The following is a 16,456-nucleotide window of genomic DNA, read 5'->3' on the forward strand; positions in this document are numbered from 1 at the left end:
CTTATGTTCCTCTCTGGTTGTTTGATCGCGCGACTTCAATATGCACTGACAGCAGCCAGGCCTCTTCGCGGGGCAGATTGCCAAACAGATCGACGACCTGCTGCGCCAGCGCTAACGTTTCCGGCGGAATATCCTCAAACAGCTCCGCTTCCACTTCCGGCAGCGGCTCACCGCTCAGCGAGCGTGACGCCATGGCACCGACATGCGATTGCAGCATCTGCTGCTGAACCGCATTGGGCTGAATACCCTGCTGCTGATAGATCGCAGCAATCTGCGTCATCACGCTGTCAGCCAGCTGTTGCACTTTCTCAGGTGCCGCTTCATACACCGGGACGCCGTTATTACTCACCTTGCTACTCCTGTTAAACCGGATAATTCGCGTTAAAAACAAATTAGCGGTCATCGCCCCGGCTGTGGAGAGGCAACATTTCCAGCAGCAAGTGGAAATTGAAGTGAAGGTTGTGCGTCAGATCGCAGGCTGCATGCTTAGTGCGACACGCGTCGCAGAATGCGTAATTTGATGGATTTAACCGAGAAAAGCGGTGATGTTGTGCGGCGACAAGCCGGACGCGCGGGGGTTCAGGGTGCGGTAATAAGCAGAAGTGATGGTAAAAAACCGCCGGCCTGGCTGGCCGGCGATCTGATTAACGGAATTTCTTATGGTTGGTATTGCGGATGTCGTCGAACTTCGCTGCTTCGCGTTTCGCCCCGTCCACATTGTTGGCTTTCGCCAGCGCGCTGACCACATCGATCTGCGCGATCAGTGAGTCGATACCGGCATGGAAATCTTTCACCTGTGGGCTGTCAGCCGGCTGGCCTTCCAGCTTATCCGGCGTGCCCTGTCGCGCATCCTGCGCTGCGGCACGCATTTTGGTTAACGCCTGCTGCATCTCCTGGGCATTGTCACTTTTTTTGACGATTTTCAGGTTCGCATTCAGTGTATCCATATCCTGCTCCAGATCCGCCGCATAGAGACTGACGCTGGAGAACAACAGAGAAGCCGACAACATTGCAATCACATGCTTACGCATCATTACTTCCTTTTTATTGTGATGAAAAAAAGCAGCCAACCGGCTGCTTCAGGAATCCATCTTTATTGTCCCGCTATCTTCATCTCAGGCAGTAACACTGAACCGCACTGGATATTGCTGCGGGTTTCAATATCGTCACCGATGGTCACCATATTGCGCCACATCTCTTTGAGATTTCCGGCGATAGTCACTTCGCTGACCGGGTACTGAATAACGCCATTCTCGACCCAGAACCCGGCCGCACCGCGTGAGTAATCACCGGTAATGGCGCTGACGCCCTGTCCCATCAGTTCGGTCACCACTAACCCGGTGCCCATCTGCTTCAGCAGGTCGTCAAAGCTGTGGCCCTGGCCCGCAATGCGCCAGTTATGAATGCCGCCAGCGTGACCGGTGCTGGTCAGGCCCAGTTTGCGGGCTGAGTAGCTGGTTAACAGCCAGGTCTGCAGCACGCCATCTTTGATGATGTCGCGCGCCTGGGTACGCACCCCTTCGCTGTCGAATGGCGTGGAGGCGAGCCCTTTCAGCAGATGCGGCTGTTCATTGATGGTGAGCCACTCCGGCAGGATCTGCTGACCCATAGAATCCAGCAGGAAGGTCGATTTACGGTAAACGTTGCCGCCGCTGATCGCGCCAACCAGATGACCAAATAAGCCGGTTGCCACTTCTGAGGCGAAAATCACCGGGGCTTTCATGGTCGGAAGTTTACGCGGTGCCAGACGGGAGAGCGTGCGGCGCGCGCACTCTGCACCGACCCACTCCGGGCTCTTCAAATCTTCAAACGCGCGCCCAATGGTGTAGGCGTAGTCGCGCTCCATATTACCATCCTGCTCGGCAATCACGCTGCTGGAGAGCGAGTGACGGCTTGAGCAGTAGCTCTGTAACATACCGTGGCTGTTGCCAAAGACTTTGATGCCGACGTGGCTGTTGAAGCTGCCACCTTCGGTATTGGTAATACGCTTGTCGGCGCGCAGTGATGCCTGTTCCGCCTGCGCAGCCAGTTCAATGGCGCGGTCAGCATCAATCTCCCACGGATGGTAGAGATCCAGGTCTGGCGCATCATAGGCCAGCAGCTCTGCGTCGGCCGGACCGGCAAAGGGATCGGGCGAGGTATAGCGCGCAATATCAATCGCCGCCTGCACGGTGCGTTTGATCGCGTCCGGGCTGAGGTCGGTCGATGAGGCGCTGCCTTTACGATTCTGATGATAGACGGTGATGCCCAGCGCACCGTCGCTGTTGAATTCGACGTTTTCCACTTCGCCATAGCGGGTGCTGACCCCGATGCCGGTGGTTTTACTGACTGCCACTTCCGCGCTGTCAGTGCTTGCTTTAGCCAGTTCAAGTGCCTGCGCAATGGCCTGCTCCAGTACTTTTCGCTGTTCTGCAACCTGAGTAGATACGTTCATCGACCTGCCGTCTAATCTTATGTGTGAATGATTTGAGTCTATCAGAGTCAGAGAACAATTTCGCAGTCACCCGATAAACTGGTAGGATTAGCCTCTTTTTTTTGGGAGCCCGGAAATGACCAAACAGCCCGATGAGTGGCTCGACGATGTGCCAGATAATGACGAAGAAGAAGATGAAGAGATTATCTGGGTCAGTAAGAGTGAAATTAAACGCGATGCAGAAGAGTTAAAGCGCCTGGGTGCTGAACTGGTTGATCTGGGTAAAAACTCGCTGGATAAAATCCCGCTGGATGAGCGCCTGCGTACTGAAGTGGAACTGGCACAGCGCATCAAGAAAGAGGGTCGCCGTCGTCAGCTGCAGCTGATCGGTAAACTGCTGCGCAGTATTGATGTGGAGCCGATCCGCGTTGCGCTGGATAAGCTCAATAATCGCCATAACCAGCAGGTTGCGCTGTTCCATAAACTGGAAATGCTGCGCGATCGTCTGATTGAACAGGGTGATGAAGCGATGGGCGACGTGATTGCGCTTTATCCCGATGCCGATCGTCAGCAGTTACGCAGCATGATCCGTAACGCGCAGAAAGAGAAAGCGGGCAGCAAGCCGCCGAAGTCTGCCCGTCAGATTTTCCAGTATCTGCGCGAACTGGCCGAAGCGAAGTAACGCCATGGCGGGCAGCCTCGCCCGCCTCCCGGCAGCGCATTTATCGATAGATATAGAGAATACCGGTGCGCAGCCGCAGCTGGCGTTCGCTCGATGTCGCAGAACGTCCGATATCGCCAAAGGTGACGTAAGGCACCCAGACGCGATCGTTGCCAAGCGCATAATCGAACTGTAACTCCTGTTCGTAATCGTCATGTTTATTGGCAAAGAGTTTCGCATCCGCGTGCTTATACACCAGCTTATAGGTGGTGGTCAGCCGATCGCTTTTATTTCGCAGATAGAGATCAAAACGGTTGGCAGTGCGATGCCGGTCAGTATCGCAATAATCAATACCGCCGGTGCGGCATTGATCGTCATGCGCATAATCGGTCAGCTCAAGACGATAAAGGCCACCGAGAGACCAGCGATCATTAAATTTATACCAGGGTGCCACACCAAATTTCCATTCAGTGCGCGAGGAGTTAAACTCTGGCTGAATAAAAGGCGACACTGTCCAGTTCCCCCAGTAATACGATTTCAGAAAGGTCACCTCCACCACATTTAACACGGTGTCGTTATAATATTTGTCTTTTGGATCGGCGCCGCCGGTTTTGAATTTGGTTTCGACGCCGAGAAACATATTGTCCGGCAGCGTGGTGCTCAGACCCAGCTTGTCGTAGTGCGTGCGGTCGCGAAGGCGGTACTCATGCCGGTAATCAACGGTGGCCGTGGCCAGCGCCGCAGCAGAACTGCATAACAACGCGGCGCCCAGCAAAAACGACAATGAATTATTATTTCCCATATGAACATCCTTATTAGTGGTAATCAGAGCAATGAATTATCCGAACTCATTCGTTTAACCCAGAGTTAACTTATATTTAAAAACCTCATCAATATAAGATCGCGCATAAAGAGAGACTGTTATTTATCCCTTTAACTTTAACGCGTTAATTATTATTTCTCAGTTACTACAGGGATGATGCTAGAAATAACCGGCGAGAGCGGCCTTTCTGTTTCAGACACTAATAAGAAAAATATGGCAACGGCAGGAAGAGTGAGCAGATCGAATTCAAAAATATGCGGGATTTATTGAGGGAATAATATTTCCGGGGATAATGCTTTTAAAAAAGCGCCCGAAACGGGCGCCTGTGACATTATGCCAGCCTGTCCAGCAGCTTCTGGTGGATGCCACCAAACCCGCCGTTGCTCATGACCAGAATCGTGTCGCCTGGCTGAGCGGCTTTGGCCACCATTTCCACCAGGGTATCGATATCCGCGCTCCAGTGTGCAGGCGGAATGCACGCTTCTGCGACATCAGATACCTGCCACGGAATATGGTGCGGCTGGAACAGAAAGACCTCATCAGCACGCGCCAGCGACGGTGCCAGATCGTTCTTGCTGACGCCCATCTTCATGGTATTAGAGCGTGGCTCCAGCACAGCCAGGATACGCGCTCTGCCGCCAACTTTGCTACGCAGGGCAGCCAGCGTCGCCAGAATCGCGGTCGGATGGTGGGCGAAGTCATCATAGACTTTGATGCTGTTCACTTCGCCGCGCAGCTCCAGCCGTCGACGCGCATTGATAAAGCTGTTCAGCGCCTGGCCTGCATCTTCCGGCTTCACACCCACATGGCGCGCGGCAGCAATCGCCATTAGCCCGTTGTGCATATTGTGTTCACCTACCAGCGCCCAGTTCACTTCCCCGACTTTTTCGCCGTCGAGCCAGATTTCCCAGTGAGACGCATCGTTGGTGAGCTTCTTCGCCTGCCAGCGCCCGTGCTCGCCGACGTTCTCCTGCTCGCTCCAGCAGCCCATCGCCATCACCTGTTTGAGGTTAGGATCATGTTCCGGCAGCAGGATCTTGCCCTGGCCCGGTACGATCCGCACCAGGTGGTGGAACTGCTTCTGGATCGCCCGCAGATCGTCAAAGATATCGGCGTGATCAAACTCAAGATTATTGAGGATCAGCGTACGTGGGCAGTAATGGACAAACTTGGAACGCTTATCGAAAAACGCGCAGTCGTACTCATCCGCCTCAATCACGAAGAATGGACTTTTTCCTAATTTTGCCGAGACATCGAAGTTTCCGGGCACACCACCAATAATAAAGCCTGGCTCAAGGCCGCAGGCCTCGAGAATCCACGCTGCCATGCCGGCTGTGGTGGTTTTGCCGTGGGTTCCCGCGACCGCCAGCACCCAGCGATCGCGCAGCACGAAATCGTGCAGCCACTGCGGGCCAGAGAGGTAAGGAATGTTGCGTTCCAGCACCGCTTCCACGCAAGGATTACCCCGCGTCATCGCGTTGCCGATAATCACCAGGTCAGGCACCGGGTCAAGCTGACTGGCGTCGTAACCTTCTGTTAATTCAATACCTTGCTGTTCAAGCAGAGTACTCATAGGTGGGTAAACGTTGGCGTCTGACCCGGTCACCTGATGACCAAGTGAACGGGCCAGCATCGCCAGACCGCCCATAAAAGTGCCACAAATCCCGAGGATGTGAATGCGCATTACGTGATCCATTACTCAAAAGTTCGGCGCACAGTGTAACGCCGCTCGCAGATGGAAGAAACGGATTAGGACTATGGTTTTTGAAGTTCAATCGGCTAAACTGCGTACGCATCCGTTGGCAGACTGTTACGCGTGCTGCCACTCCATCGAAGATTCAGGGAATGTGTTATGAAAACGTTGGGCGAATTTATCGTCGAGAAGCAGCATGACTTTCCGCACGCTACAGGTGAACTGACAGCGCTGATTTCCGCTATTAAGCTGGGTGCCAAAATCATCCACCGCGATATCAACAAAGCCGGTTTAGTGGATATTCTGGGTGCCAGCGGCGTCGAGAATATTCAGGGTGAGCAGCAGATGAAACTTGATCTGTTTGCCAACGAGAAACTGAAGGCAGCACTGAAAGCACGCGGCATCGTCGCCGGTATCGCTTCTGAGGAAGAAGACGAGTTTGTGATCTTTGAAGGTGAAGAAAACGGTAAGTACGTGGTGTTAATGGATCCACTGGATGGTTCTTCTAACATCGACGTTAACGTTTCCGTCGGCACCATTTTCTCTATCTACCGCCGCGTCAGCGAACCGGGTACGCCAGTTGTTGAAGCGGACTTCATGCAGCCAGGCAACAAGCAGGTCGCTGCCGGTTACGTGGTTTACGGCTCCTCCACCATGATGGTTTATACCACCGGTGCAGGCGTGCATGCGTTTACTTACGATCCGTCTCTGGGTGTATTCTGCCTCAGCCACGAACGTATGACCTATCCACCAACGGGTTACACCTACTCCATTAACGAAGGTAACTACATTCGTTTCCCGCAGGGTGTGAAGAAATATCTGAAGTTCTGTCAGGAAGAGGATCTGCCAACGCACCGTCCTTATACCTCACGTTACATCGGATCGCTGGTCGCGGATTTCCATCGTAATCTGCTGAAAGGCGGCATCTACCTCTATCCAAGCACCGCCAGCCATCCTCAGGGTAAGCTGCGTCTGCTGTATGAGTGCAACCCGATGGCGTTCCTGGCAGAGCAGGCGGGCGGTAAAGCCAGCGACGGTCAGAAGCGTATTCTGGATATTCCACCGGTCACGCTGCACCAGCGCTGTCCGTTCTACTGCGGTAACGAGGCGATGGTGAACGACGTTGAGCGTTTCCTGGCCGAGTTCCCGGATTGCCGTCAGGGTTAATCCGGCAGTGGTATAAAAAGTCATATAAAAAGCAAGGGCGCGATTTTCGCGCCCTTGCTGTTTTTACGCCGTCTGCAACCTGAACTGCGCCATGGTTGCCTGAAGCTGATCGGACTGCGCTTCCAGCGACTGGGTCGCGGCGGTTGCCTGCTCCACCAGCGCCGCGTTCTGCTGCGCCGCCGCATCCATCTGTGTGACCGCCAGATTAACCTGCTCAATGCCACGGCTCTGTTCGTCGGAGGCCATCGAGATCTCTTTCATCAGTGCCGTTACGCGCATGACCTCACCAGAAATCTCATCCATGGTTTCTCCGGCCCGCGTCGCCATCTCGCTGCCCTCTTTCACCCTCGACTGTGAATCACTAATCAGCGTACGGATCTCTTTGGCCGCGTTAGCGCTGCGCTGCGCCAGCGTGCGCACTTCGTTTGCCACCACCGCAAAGCCACGGCCCTGTTCGCCTGCGCGCGCCGCTTCAACGGCGGCGTTGAGTGCCAGGATATTGGTCTGGAAGGCGATACCATCAATCACGCCAAGAATGTCGCCGATACGATTGGCACTGTCGGTAATCTCATGCATTTTTTCCATCACATAGCAGACCACCTCCGCGCCGCGATCGGCAGTATCAGAGACCGCGTTAGCCAGCTGGTGCGCCTGCTGGGCATTGCTGGCGTTAAGCCGCACGGTTGCCGTGAGCTGCTCCATGCTGGCGGCAGTCTGCTCCAGCGAGGCGGCGGACTCTTCGGTACGCTGCGACAGATTGACGTTGCCCGCGGCCAGTTCACGGCTGCCGATGTCGATCTGCATACTCGCTTCGCGCACCTGACTCACCGAGGTGCGCAACGACTGCTGCATTCCGGCGAGCGCATGATTAAGCCGCCCCAGCTCATTGTTGCCCGACGGTGGCAGCGCCTGCGAGAGGTCGCCCGCCGCGACCTGCTCAAGATGGAGAATGGCCAGGTTCAGCGGCTGCAGCAGCATCCGGCGCAGCAGTTGCCAGGCGAGCAACAGCAGCAGCAGTGTTAATACCACCGCCACGGCGATCAGGATTTTCATTTTGGTTTCGTTGTAGGCCGCCTGCGCCAGCTGGGCCTGGGTGATCTGATCGGCCAGCTGGCTGAAGTCCATGACGGCCTTGTTGTAGCTGGCCGCCAGTGTCGCCAGGTTGCCTTCCAGCAGCTGGTAATACTCGTCGGTATATTGCTTATCCAGGGCGTTCATCATCGGTTTGATACCCTGGTCGAGATAGGCTTTGTAACTGGCCGAAACCGCATCGGCCAGCTTTTTGCCGTGCGCCGTCACCGTTCCGGCGTCCACAAAACGCTTCAGGCTTTGCTGTGATGAGACCACATCCGCCTGCGACAGTTTTGTTACTGCCGCCCCCTCTTCCAGCAAACCAATTTCAATTTTACGCACCGCCAGCGCGGCGTTAGCGCGGGCCCGCATCAGATCGGCATTGCTCTGGTAAAGACTGTTCAGCTCGATCCCCTGAATGCGGTTGATCACATCCAGCGAGCGATTCCCTTTGTTAATTGCCACGATACCCATAAAACTCACCGCCAACAGCAGCAGTGTCATAAATGCCAGCAATGCCAGCAACCCCGTGCGAAGTGATAACTGTTTCATCCAGATAGTTTCCGTGTATGTGAAAAGGCAAATTTTCCAGCGGCCCTAAAACGGATGAAGTATCGGCAGTAACGGCGCGAAACTTTAACCCTGATTAGTGTTAACAACTTGATCATCACGGGAACATCCATCAAGCTAATCGCCGCTTATCCGTTATCCGGAGAAAAGAATGAAACCAGGATTACTTCTGATGCTGCTGTGCCTCAGCACGGCGGCGCTGGCAGAGGATATGCCCCAGGACGCCTCGCCCGACCGCTGCCTCAATGAAGCCTCGACTACCCTTGCCATGAACCAGTGCTACGCTGCGGCCAATCGGGCCTGGGATCAGGAGATGAATAAGCAGTACAACAAACTGATGAAAACCCTCTCCGGCGAACCTAAAAACAAACTGCGCGCCGCGCAGCGCGCCTGGCTGAGCTACCGCGACAGCTGGCTTGAGGCGAGCCGCAGCCAGCTCAGTTCACAAGGCTCGCTGGGCAGCGTGGCGCTGAGCGCTCAGAGCCTGAGCCTGGTGCGCAATCAGGCACTGATGTTGCAGTCACTTGGTAAAGGCAGCTGTGCTAACCCCGATGACTGCTGATCGATAACCGGTTTTTGCGCTGGCTGAAGTCAGCGCGCTCATTAACCTTCAGGGAGAAACCATGGCTGCTTACGCCTCGACCATCATTCTGATTTGCCTTGCCGTGCTGAGTTATTTCGTTCACAACAACGCAGTCACAATTTCAATTCTGGTGCTGCTGGCGATTAAAATTACCCCGCTGGCTCAGTTCTTCCCCTACGTAGAAAAACAGGGCATTACCTTAGGCATCATTATTCTTACCGTGGCGGTGATGGCCCCGCTGGCAAGCGGCTCACTGCCCGCCTCTGCGCTGATCAAGTCGTTTGCTAACTGGAAGTCGATTGTGGCGATTCTGGTGGGGATCTTTGTCGCCTGGCTGGGCGGCCGTGGCGTGAACTTTATGAGCGTCCAGCCTTCGGTGATTGGTGGTCTGCTGATTGGTACGGTGATTGGCGTGGCGTTCTTCCGTGGGGTGCCGGTAGGACCACTGATTGCCGCAGGCATTGTTTCGCTGTTTGTGGCGGCTAAGTAGCGTTTGGGCGCATTCCGAAACGCCAAAAAGGGGGCATACTTTCAGAGTCAGTTGGCTATAATAGCCGACACTCAACATACGACTACTGAAGGAATGCCAGATGAGTTTGAACCAGGTGCCAGCAGGTAAAGACCTGCCAGAAGATATCTACGTTGTCATTGAGATCCCAGCGAATGCTGATCCGATCAAATATGAAGTTGATAAAGAGTCTGGTGCCCTGTTTGTAGACCGTTTCATGTCTACCGCCATGTTCTATCCGTGCAACTACGGCTACATCAACCATACCCTTTCTCTGGATGGTGATCCGGTTGACGTACTGGTTCCGACCCCGTATCCACTGGTTCCAGGCTCAGTGATCCGCTGCCGTCCGGTTGGCGTGCTGAAAATGACCGACGAGTCTGGCGAAGATGCCAAACTGGTTGCCGTTCCGCACACCAAACTCTCTAAAGAGTACGATCACATCAAAGATGTGAACGACCTGCCAGAACTGCTGCGTGCACAGATCACCCACTTCTTTGAGCACTACAAAGATCTGGAAAAAGGCAAATGGGTGAAAGTGGATGGCTGGGATAATGCCGAAGCCGCTAAAGCTGAAATCATCTCCTCTTACGAGCGCGCACAGAAGAAGTAATTCTGCTGCCGGTTTGTGAGTCGAAAAAAAAACACCGTCCGGATGGACGGTGTTTTTGTTCAGGCCTCTGGCTCCTCATCGCGCTTCAGCCAGTCACCACTCATGATGCGCTGGCGTCCTGCCACTGAGCGTTGATAGACATAAAGCCATGCACTGCCAAACGGCGTCTGAGTCAGATAACGTTTGTACTCTCCCCCTTTGGTGCGAAGCGCATCCAGCTCCGCAAGGGTTGAGGCATCAATGCGGTACACCTCACAATGTACCGCTCCATTGCCCTCAATCACGCCGGGATAATGGCCCAGACTGTAAAGCTCAAAGCCTTCAATCTGGTGATCACCCAGCCACTGCGCATTCGTCATCCAGTGACTGTTTCCCTGTTTGCGCCGTAAACTGCCGTAGACAATTATTCGCATTGCTAAAACTCAAACTGATAGAGCAAATCGAGAGCCTGATCCACACCGGACACGGCTTCCAGATAGAGTTTAGGCATCAGGCGGTAACGCAAGGTTAACGTCGCCAGTGAATCAAATATGCCAACACCGTATTTTACCTGCAGACCCGGTAGCACATAGCCGCTGACCTGCACCTGCTGGCTGTCGCCAACACCGGCAGTATCAACAGCGAGATTGCTGACACCGAATGTCTCCCCGATTTTACCCACAACCTGCCCACTTTGTGCAACCCCTAAGCCAACAAGTGCTGAAGTGAGGGCGTTACTGTCGCCGTCGCTGCCCAATCCCTGACCGCGCAGCAGATAGGAAAGCGCTTCCTGTTGCGACATCGCCGGATCGGAGAAGACTTCCGCTTTTGGCTCATCCGCCAGGCCAGTGACGCGCAGACCCGCGGTGACGCCATCTTCGGTGGCATCCGGGTTACGGATGGCTTCCAGGTTGACGTAAGGCTGATCCGGCGGACCGGCAAACTGCAGCTCGCCTTTACGCACGATCAGATCCTGACCATAAGCGTGGAAGCGACCGGACGGAATGTTGATCTGACCGTTCAGGCCGAGTCCTGACTTATCCTGTACCATTTTCAGATCGCCATTCAGCTTCGCTTTCAGGCCAAACGCAGAGAGTCGCACATCGTTGCCGACGTGGATCACCAGATTGCTGTTAATCGGAATCGCGGCGGTTTGCGGTGCAATCGGCTTCAGCTGTTTATCCAGCAACACCTCATCCGACGAGACGCCGGTGGCGCTTTCCGGCACTTCCTGCACCGTGATGCGCGCCCATGGAATATCGACCCGGCCATCAAGGTTAAAGGCCGCTGGCGTCGCTTCAAACACCAGATCCGGCGAGACATCCATGCGCACCATCGGCGGCACGGTCACGCGAACCCGGCTGCCCTGCGCCGCAATGCGCGCACGCCAGTTGTCGAGCTGGCTCCAGTCTGCGTTACCGCTGAGGTTGATATTGCCCTGCCCGGTCTGCACCAGCCCGTTAAGGGTGGAGCTCATGCCGTTAAACACCAGATTCAGGTTGGCACTGGTCAGGTCAACCGGCATAAAGTTGCCATCCACATCCACACCCGTCAGGCCAAGCTGACCAAATACCTGCGGCTGCTGCACGCTGCCGCCCAGGCGCAGGCTGCTGTTCAGGCTGCCTTTGATCTTCTCGCCCTGCATCAGCGCCGGATTGAGCATCGCCAGCGAGACATTGCGGATGTTGACGTTACCGCCCAGCGTGCGGCGGTTTTGCGGATCGTCGATCTGCACGTTGCCATCCAGCTGACCGTTATTGGCGATGCGGATCAGCCAGTCGAGCTGGGCGCGTCCGTTTCGCAGCGCGGCATTGAGGTTCAGCGTGTCAAAGGCGATCGGCAGATTGTTGCCCTGCACATCCTGCACCACTTTCACGCCGTTGCCCTTCAGCGCCACGGTACCGGTCGGCAGGCTGCCATCGGCAGTCCAGTTGACGCGCACGTCGCCGCTGAACAGGCCGCTAAGCTGAGTCGCATCCGGCATAAACGGCTTCACCATCGCCAGGTCAAAGCGATTCAGCACCACATGCGCCTTGCCTGCCGGGCCCGCTTCAACCGGCTCCGGCACACAAATTTGCGCATTGGGGTTCTGCCAGCAGTGCGGCCCGATAGTTGCCGTCTGGCGGCTGTTCAGATAGTCGATGGCCATGCCGCGGGTCAGACGCCACTCACCGACTGGCGTATCAAAGTGGGTGTCGTTCAGCGACCCTTTCCAGCGCTCCGTCTGGCGATCAAAGCTGCCGTTCAGCGCCAGCTGGCCAGAGACCGGTTTGCCCTGCACATTGAGCTTCAGCTGATGCTGATGCTCATTGCCGTCCGCGTTCAGCGTCAGCAGGCTGATGTTCAGCGCATCCTGCTTCAGCTGCTCGACGCGCAGTTGCAGTTTACCCGCCACCTGCTCGCCGGAACGGACGTCGCCATTCAGGGTGACGCGATTGATCTGCATCTGCTGCCAGCGCAGACCACGGGCATTGAGATCGGCCAGCAGCTGCGGTGCCTTCAGAGTGCCCCGCGCTTTTATTGTGCCGTTGATGACGCCGCCCAGACCCGGCAGCGCATTGTCGAGCTGGGGCGCGTCGATGCTGGCATCGAGATCCAGGCTGTCGCCCAGCGCCCCTTTAACATCCAGATGGTTGCGTCCCAGCGCCAGCTTAATGCCCGGCACCGTCCACTGGTTGTAGCTGTTACCGGTCAGGGAGCCATCAGCGGTCACGGCGTTCTGTTTCACATTGCCTTTCAGCTGTAGCTGCGGCACGCTCAGTTGCCAGCTGCCACCATACAGACTGCCGCGGGTGGTGATTTTGCCATCCAGCCTTGCTGGCCAGTCGGGATACTGTTTAGCGGTATTAATTCCCGCCAGCGTCAGCTCACTGCGCCAGCTTATCGCCTTGCTCCAGTCCACCAGCGCGGTGAGATCGATATTGCCCTGCAGCGCAGCCACGCGCAGGCGGTCGAGGCTGAACTGCTCAACGTTGCCTTTACCCGTCAGCGAGATCGTCGCCGGTGGTACAGATTCACCCTTCACGGCAGTCTGCAGCGACATCACATAGTCGGTGGCTTTGCCTTTGAACTGATAGTCCAGGTTATCCGCCTGATACGCTACCGGACCGGTCAGCGGCCAGCGTAACTGTGGGCTGGTCAGCTTCAGTGACAGCGGCAATCCTGCCACCGCCAGCTGGGTCGTGGCGTCCAGCTGCGCATTCACCGGACCGGAGAGGTTCAGCCCCATCTTCAGCTCGTCGCGCATCGCGCCATTAAGTTTCAGCGCGAGCTTTTCGCCTTTAATCGGATCGGTATTCACTGTGCCGTTAAGGGAGAAATCGACCGGCCAGTTATCCGCGAGCGTCGCCTGACCGCTACCCTTCAGGTTGCCGAGGTTCGAGTCCACCTCCAGCGTGCTGAGCTGCATCTGACGATCGGCGGTTCTGGCTTTCAGCAGCAACCGGCTGACGGAAATATCGGTGTCGCCGGTAATGCGCAGCTGTTCACCCAGAATCTGCTGCACCTCAATATCCAGTGGCAGACGGAAATCAGGCATCGCAGGCAGCAGGGGTTGCGCAAACATCGCCTGCAGCGTTTCACCCAGCGGTTTTTCAGCAGGATGTGGCTGCTGGACTTTCGGCTCCACCACCTCGTCATTGACCACTTTCGCCGCTTTCGGCAGCGCAATCAGCAGGCTTTGAATATGGGTCGGGTTCAGCGTCAGCGCACGATCCTGCCACTGCAGGCCGGTGGTGAAGTCGAGCAGCGATATTGCGGTGTCATCAACTTTGACATTGATATTGTGCAGGCCAAAGTGACGCAGCGTGATGGGGTATGGCGTGCTGAGGTTAGTGTTGCCACTCTCCTCTTCCGGCGCTGGTGCCGCAGGCGTCATTTTCTTGCTGTCGACCACCACGCTGATATCGCGCAGGGAGACATCGTTAACGCACACGGAGGAGTGCAGCAGGCAGTTGAGATCCACCGCCAGATGAATTTGCCCGGCATCGACGCTGACCCCAGGCATTTCGTAACGCAGACCGTTAAGGGTCAGGTTACGCCAGCCCCCATCGACCTGTTTGATTGACAGGCCCGGCACCCAGCGCGACGCACCTTTCAGCACTAAATGCAGCCCAGGCGTGGTACCGATTAAAAATGCCACCCCACCCAACAGCACGACCAGAAAGATCAGAATGCCGATCAGGACCTTTTTCCACAGCTTCATAGTTCTGGCCCCAGCCCTACGTAAAATTGTAATCCATGCTCTTCGTCATCCCCGATGGGTCTGGCGATATCAAATTTGATTGGGCCAACCGGTGAAGACCAGCGCACGCCGACGCCCGCACCGGTTTTGACGTTACTTTGCTTGATGTCGTTAACCGCTTCGCCCGAGTCGACAAACACCGCGCCCCACCATTTCCCGGTGACGTTGTACTGATATTCCAGCGATCCGGTGGCGAGTTTTGACGCACCGGTGAGTTTGCCGTCATCATCGCGCGGTGAAATGTTTTTATATTTGTAGCCACGAATACTGCGGTCACCACCGGCAAAGAAGCGCAGATCCGGCGGCACTTTTTCGAAGTCGTTGGTTTCGATCCAGCCCAGATTGCCGCGCGCCACAAAGCGATGACTGTCGCCAAGGGTACGGATCCAGACGTTTTGCGCCTGCAGGATCAGGAAGTCGACGTCTGAACCCCAGGTGGTATCAGAGACGTCTGCCGAATAGCGCTGTGAATCGCCCCAGGTCGGCATCAGGCCGCCACGGGAACGGGTACGGTTTACGCTGACGCCGGGATAGAGCAGCATAGTGGTGTTGGTCACGCTGCCCTGAGTAAAGTGATCCAGGCTCCAGCGCAGGTTGACCGCCTTCTGCCAGCCGCTGCTGCTGTCCCAGTTGCGCGACATCGCAAGCGTCGTGGTATCTGCTTTGGTGTCGTTGAGGTCGGTGCGCTTCAGGCCGCCGGAGAAGGTGTAGTACTGCTCAAGCGGGCTTTTCAGCAGCGGCACTTTGTAGCTGAGATCGACCTGCTGTTCCGGCGCGGAAACGTAGGCGCTGGCCGCCAGGCTGTGGCCGCTGTCGTTGATCCACGGTTTTTTCCAGGTCCCTTTCAGGCGCGGACCGACGTCTGTGGAATAGCCGACGCCGGTTTCAATGGTGTTTTCGGTGCGGGGTGACATTACTGCGCTCAGCGGCAGCACTTTGGTCTGTCGTCCCTTGCTGAATTCCGGCGCGACCACCACCGAATTAAACCAGCCGGTAGCGGAGAGGCGGCGATTCAGCTCGGCTAAATCGCGGGAGCTGTAGTAGTCCCCTTCTTTAAACGGCACCAGGTTTTGCAGGTACTCTTCGCGAATTTGCGATCCCTGGAAAGTAACGTCGCCGAAGCGATAGCGTTCGCCACTGTCGTAGTCGATATCCCAGAACGCTTCACGCCGCTCCACCGAGACACCAAGCTGGCTTTTTTTAAACGTGCCGTCGAAATAGCCGTTACGCAGTGCGAGATTAGAGAAGCCGCTTTTGAATTTGTCATATTGCCCGTGGTTAAGCTGGCTGCCCACTTCAGGGCGTCCCTGCTTCACCCAGGCTTTGTAATCCGCGTCATTACGCGCATCGCCTTCGACCACAATCGTGCTGCCGCCGATTTTTACCGGTTCACCAGGCGTTACGTGTGCCACTAATACCGGTCGTCCCCCCTGCGCAGGCGCGGGGCGGGATTCAAAATCGATGGTGGGCTCGTAATAACCGAGCGCGCGCAGCCCCTCTTTTATCGCAACAGAAACGCGCGCGCGAAAGCGGCCATCATTAGAGACCTCATCGCTGCCGATGGTGGACAGACGCGCTCTGACATTCTTTTGCAGATCCCCGGATAAGCCGTCTACCTGTAATCGCACTGTCGCCGCCTCAAGGGCGGGCGCGGCAAGCAGCAGGCCAGCCATGCAATAAACATAAAATCGTGGCACCTGTACTCCTGTTAATCATGCCGGCCCCTTTTCCGCGGGGCGCTTATTAATCTTCTTTGCCCGCACTACCGCAACGGCAACATCCTCATCATAGCCGCACTTTATGGCAAACGGCGGAGCAACTCTGACATCTAAGTCAAATAACGGGGCTATTGTCGGTAAATGGGGTGAGCGATACAACTCCTGCGGGTCGGAATGATCAGTCCGATATGACTCACTCAGATAAATCCGAGTCTGTAACCGGCCGCTCTGGCTGCTAATGCGCCCTTAAGCAGCGGTTTGCCCTCTGGCGGCGCAATGAGCGCTCCTGCTATAATCGGCCACCACAGGCATGCCGCCTGTTTTCATTTCTGCCCCGACATGTCGTTTGTTGTCGAACTGGCGCAGACATTTTTGGCACGGATAGCTTTGTTTCACGGATAAACCAACTCTGTT

Annotated in this window: 14 protein-coding genes; 5 read left to right on the top strand and 9 right to left on the bottom strand. The window is 55.9% G+C overall.

Going from position 1 to position 16,456, the window contains the following annotated elements:
- Position 1: 1 nt before the first annotated feature.
- The 3 genes from HFD95_RS15450 to pmbA form a co-directional block, all read right to left on the bottom strand.
- Positions 2-349: a glycine dehydrogenase gene (locus tag HFD95_RS15450; protein ID WP_022623928.1), complete on the bottom strand. Its 348-nt coding sequence runs from the start codon at positions 347-349 to the stop codon at positions 2-4.
- Between the two features lie 295 nt (positions 350-644).
- A complete protein-coding gene (gene cybC / locus HFD95_RS15455) occupies positions 645-1,031 on the bottom strand; it encodes a cytochrome b562 (protein ID WP_010256473.1) in 387 nt (128 codons plus the stop codon).
- A gap of 62 nt (positions 1,032-1,093) precedes the next feature.
- The gene (gene pmbA, locus HFD95_RS15460; protein ID WP_010256470.1) at positions 1,094-2,434 is read right to left on the bottom strand and encodes a metalloprotease PmbA; all 1,341 of its coding nucleotides are present in this window, start codon (positions 2,432-2,434) and stop codon (positions 1,094-1,096) included.
- Positions 2,435-2,549: 115 nt separating this feature from the next.
- Here pmbA and yjgA point away from each other — a divergent pair, with 115 nt between their 5' ends.
- Positions 2,550-3,095, top strand: coding sequence for a ribosome biogenesis factor YjgA (yjgA, locus tag HFD95_RS15465; RefSeq protein ID WP_010256467.1), 546 nt, complete (start codon positions 2,550-2,552; stop codon positions 3,093-3,095).
- Positions 3,096-3,135: 40 nt separating this feature from the next.
- On the opposite strand, the gene HFD95_RS15470 is transcribed toward yjgA, so the two are convergent.
- Together HFD95_RS15470 and mpl are read right to left on the bottom strand one after the other, a co-directional pair.
- Positions 3,136-3,876 (bottom strand): oligogalacturonate-specific porin KdgM family protein, encoded by a 741-nt coding sequence (locus tag HFD95_RS15470; RefSeq protein ID WP_010256466.1) that lies wholly within the window; start codon positions 3,874-3,876, stop codon positions 3,136-3,138.
- A 352-nt stretch (positions 3,877-4,228) separates the two neighbouring features.
- The gene (mpl, locus tag HFD95_RS15475) at positions 4,229-5,581 is read right to left on the bottom strand and encodes a UDP-N-acetylmuramate:L-alanyl-gamma-D-glutamyl-meso-diaminopimelate ligase (RefSeq protein WP_010256463.1); all 1,353 of its coding nucleotides are present in this window, start codon (positions 5,579-5,581) and stop codon (positions 4,229-4,231) included.
- Between the two features lie 168 nt (positions 5,582-5,749).
- Here mpl and fbp point away from each other — a divergent pair, with 168 nt between their 5' ends.
- Positions 5,750-6,757, top strand: a complete 1,008-nt coding sequence (gene fbp, locus HFD95_RS15480) for a class 1 fructose-bisphosphatase (protein ID WP_010256459.1) — start codon at positions 5,750-5,752, stop codon at positions 6,755-6,757.
- Positions 6,758-6,820: 63 nt separating this feature from the next.
- Here the strand turns inward: fbp and HFD95_RS15485 are convergent, their stop codons facing one another.
- Positions 6,821-8,380: a methyl-accepting chemotaxis protein gene (locus tag HFD95_RS15485; protein WP_167430464.1), complete on the bottom strand. Its 1,560-nt coding sequence runs from the start codon at positions 8,378-8,380 to the stop codon at positions 6,821-6,823.
- Between the two features lie 169 nt (positions 8,381-8,549).
- Between HFD95_RS15485 and HFD95_RS15490 the strand changes: the two genes are divergently transcribed.
- The 3 genes from HFD95_RS15490 (at position 8,550) to ppa (ending at position 10,102) form a co-directional block, all read left to right on the top strand.
- Entirely contained in the window at positions 8,550-8,960 is a 411-nt protein-coding gene (locus HFD95_RS15490; protein ID WP_167430465.1) for a lysozyme inhibitor LprI family protein, read from the top strand.
- 61 nt (positions 8,961-9,021) lie between these two features.
- A complete protein-coding gene (locus HFD95_RS15495) occupies positions 9,022-9,471 on the top strand; it encodes a DUF441 domain-containing protein (protein WP_003855520.1) in 450 nt (149 codons plus the stop codon).
- Between the two features lie 100 nt (positions 9,472-9,571).
- Positions 9,572-10,102: an inorganic diphosphatase gene (ppa, locus tag HFD95_RS15500; RefSeq protein ID WP_003855519.1), complete on the top strand. Its 531-nt coding sequence runs from the start codon at positions 9,572-9,574 to the stop codon at positions 10,100-10,102.
- 59 nt (positions 10,103-10,161) lie between these two features.
- Here ppa and HFD95_RS15505 read toward each other — a convergent pair whose 3' ends face one another.
- The 3 genes from HFD95_RS15505 to HFD95_RS15515 are packed head-to-tail and all read right to left on the bottom strand — an operon-like array spanning position 10,162 to position 15,997.
- Positions 10,162-10,515: a gamma-glutamylcyclotransferase gene (locus HFD95_RS15505; RefSeq protein ID WP_010256451.1), complete on the bottom strand. Its 354-nt coding sequence runs from the start codon at positions 10,513-10,515 to the stop codon at positions 10,162-10,164.
- Positions 10,516-10,517: 2 nt separating this feature from the next.
- Positions 10,518-14,285, bottom strand: coding sequence for a translocation/assembly module TamB domain-containing protein (locus tag HFD95_RS15510; protein ID WP_167430466.1), 3,768 nt, complete (start codon positions 14,283-14,285; stop codon positions 10,518-10,520).
- Positions 14,282-15,997: an autotransporter assembly complex family protein gene (locus tag HFD95_RS15515; protein ID WP_154210861.1), complete on the bottom strand. Its 1,716-nt coding sequence runs from the start codon at positions 15,995-15,997 to the stop codon at positions 14,282-14,284. The genes HFD95_RS15510 and HFD95_RS15515 overlap by 4 nt, the downstream gene beginning before the upstream one ends.
- Positions 15,998-16,456: the final 459 nt, after the last annotated feature.

The sequence above is a fragment of the Pantoea sp. EKM10T genome (genome assembly GCF_011800685.1).
Lineage (GTDB): Bacteria > Pseudomonadota > Gammaproteobacteria > Enterobacterales > Enterobacteriaceae > Pantoea > Pantoea agglomerans.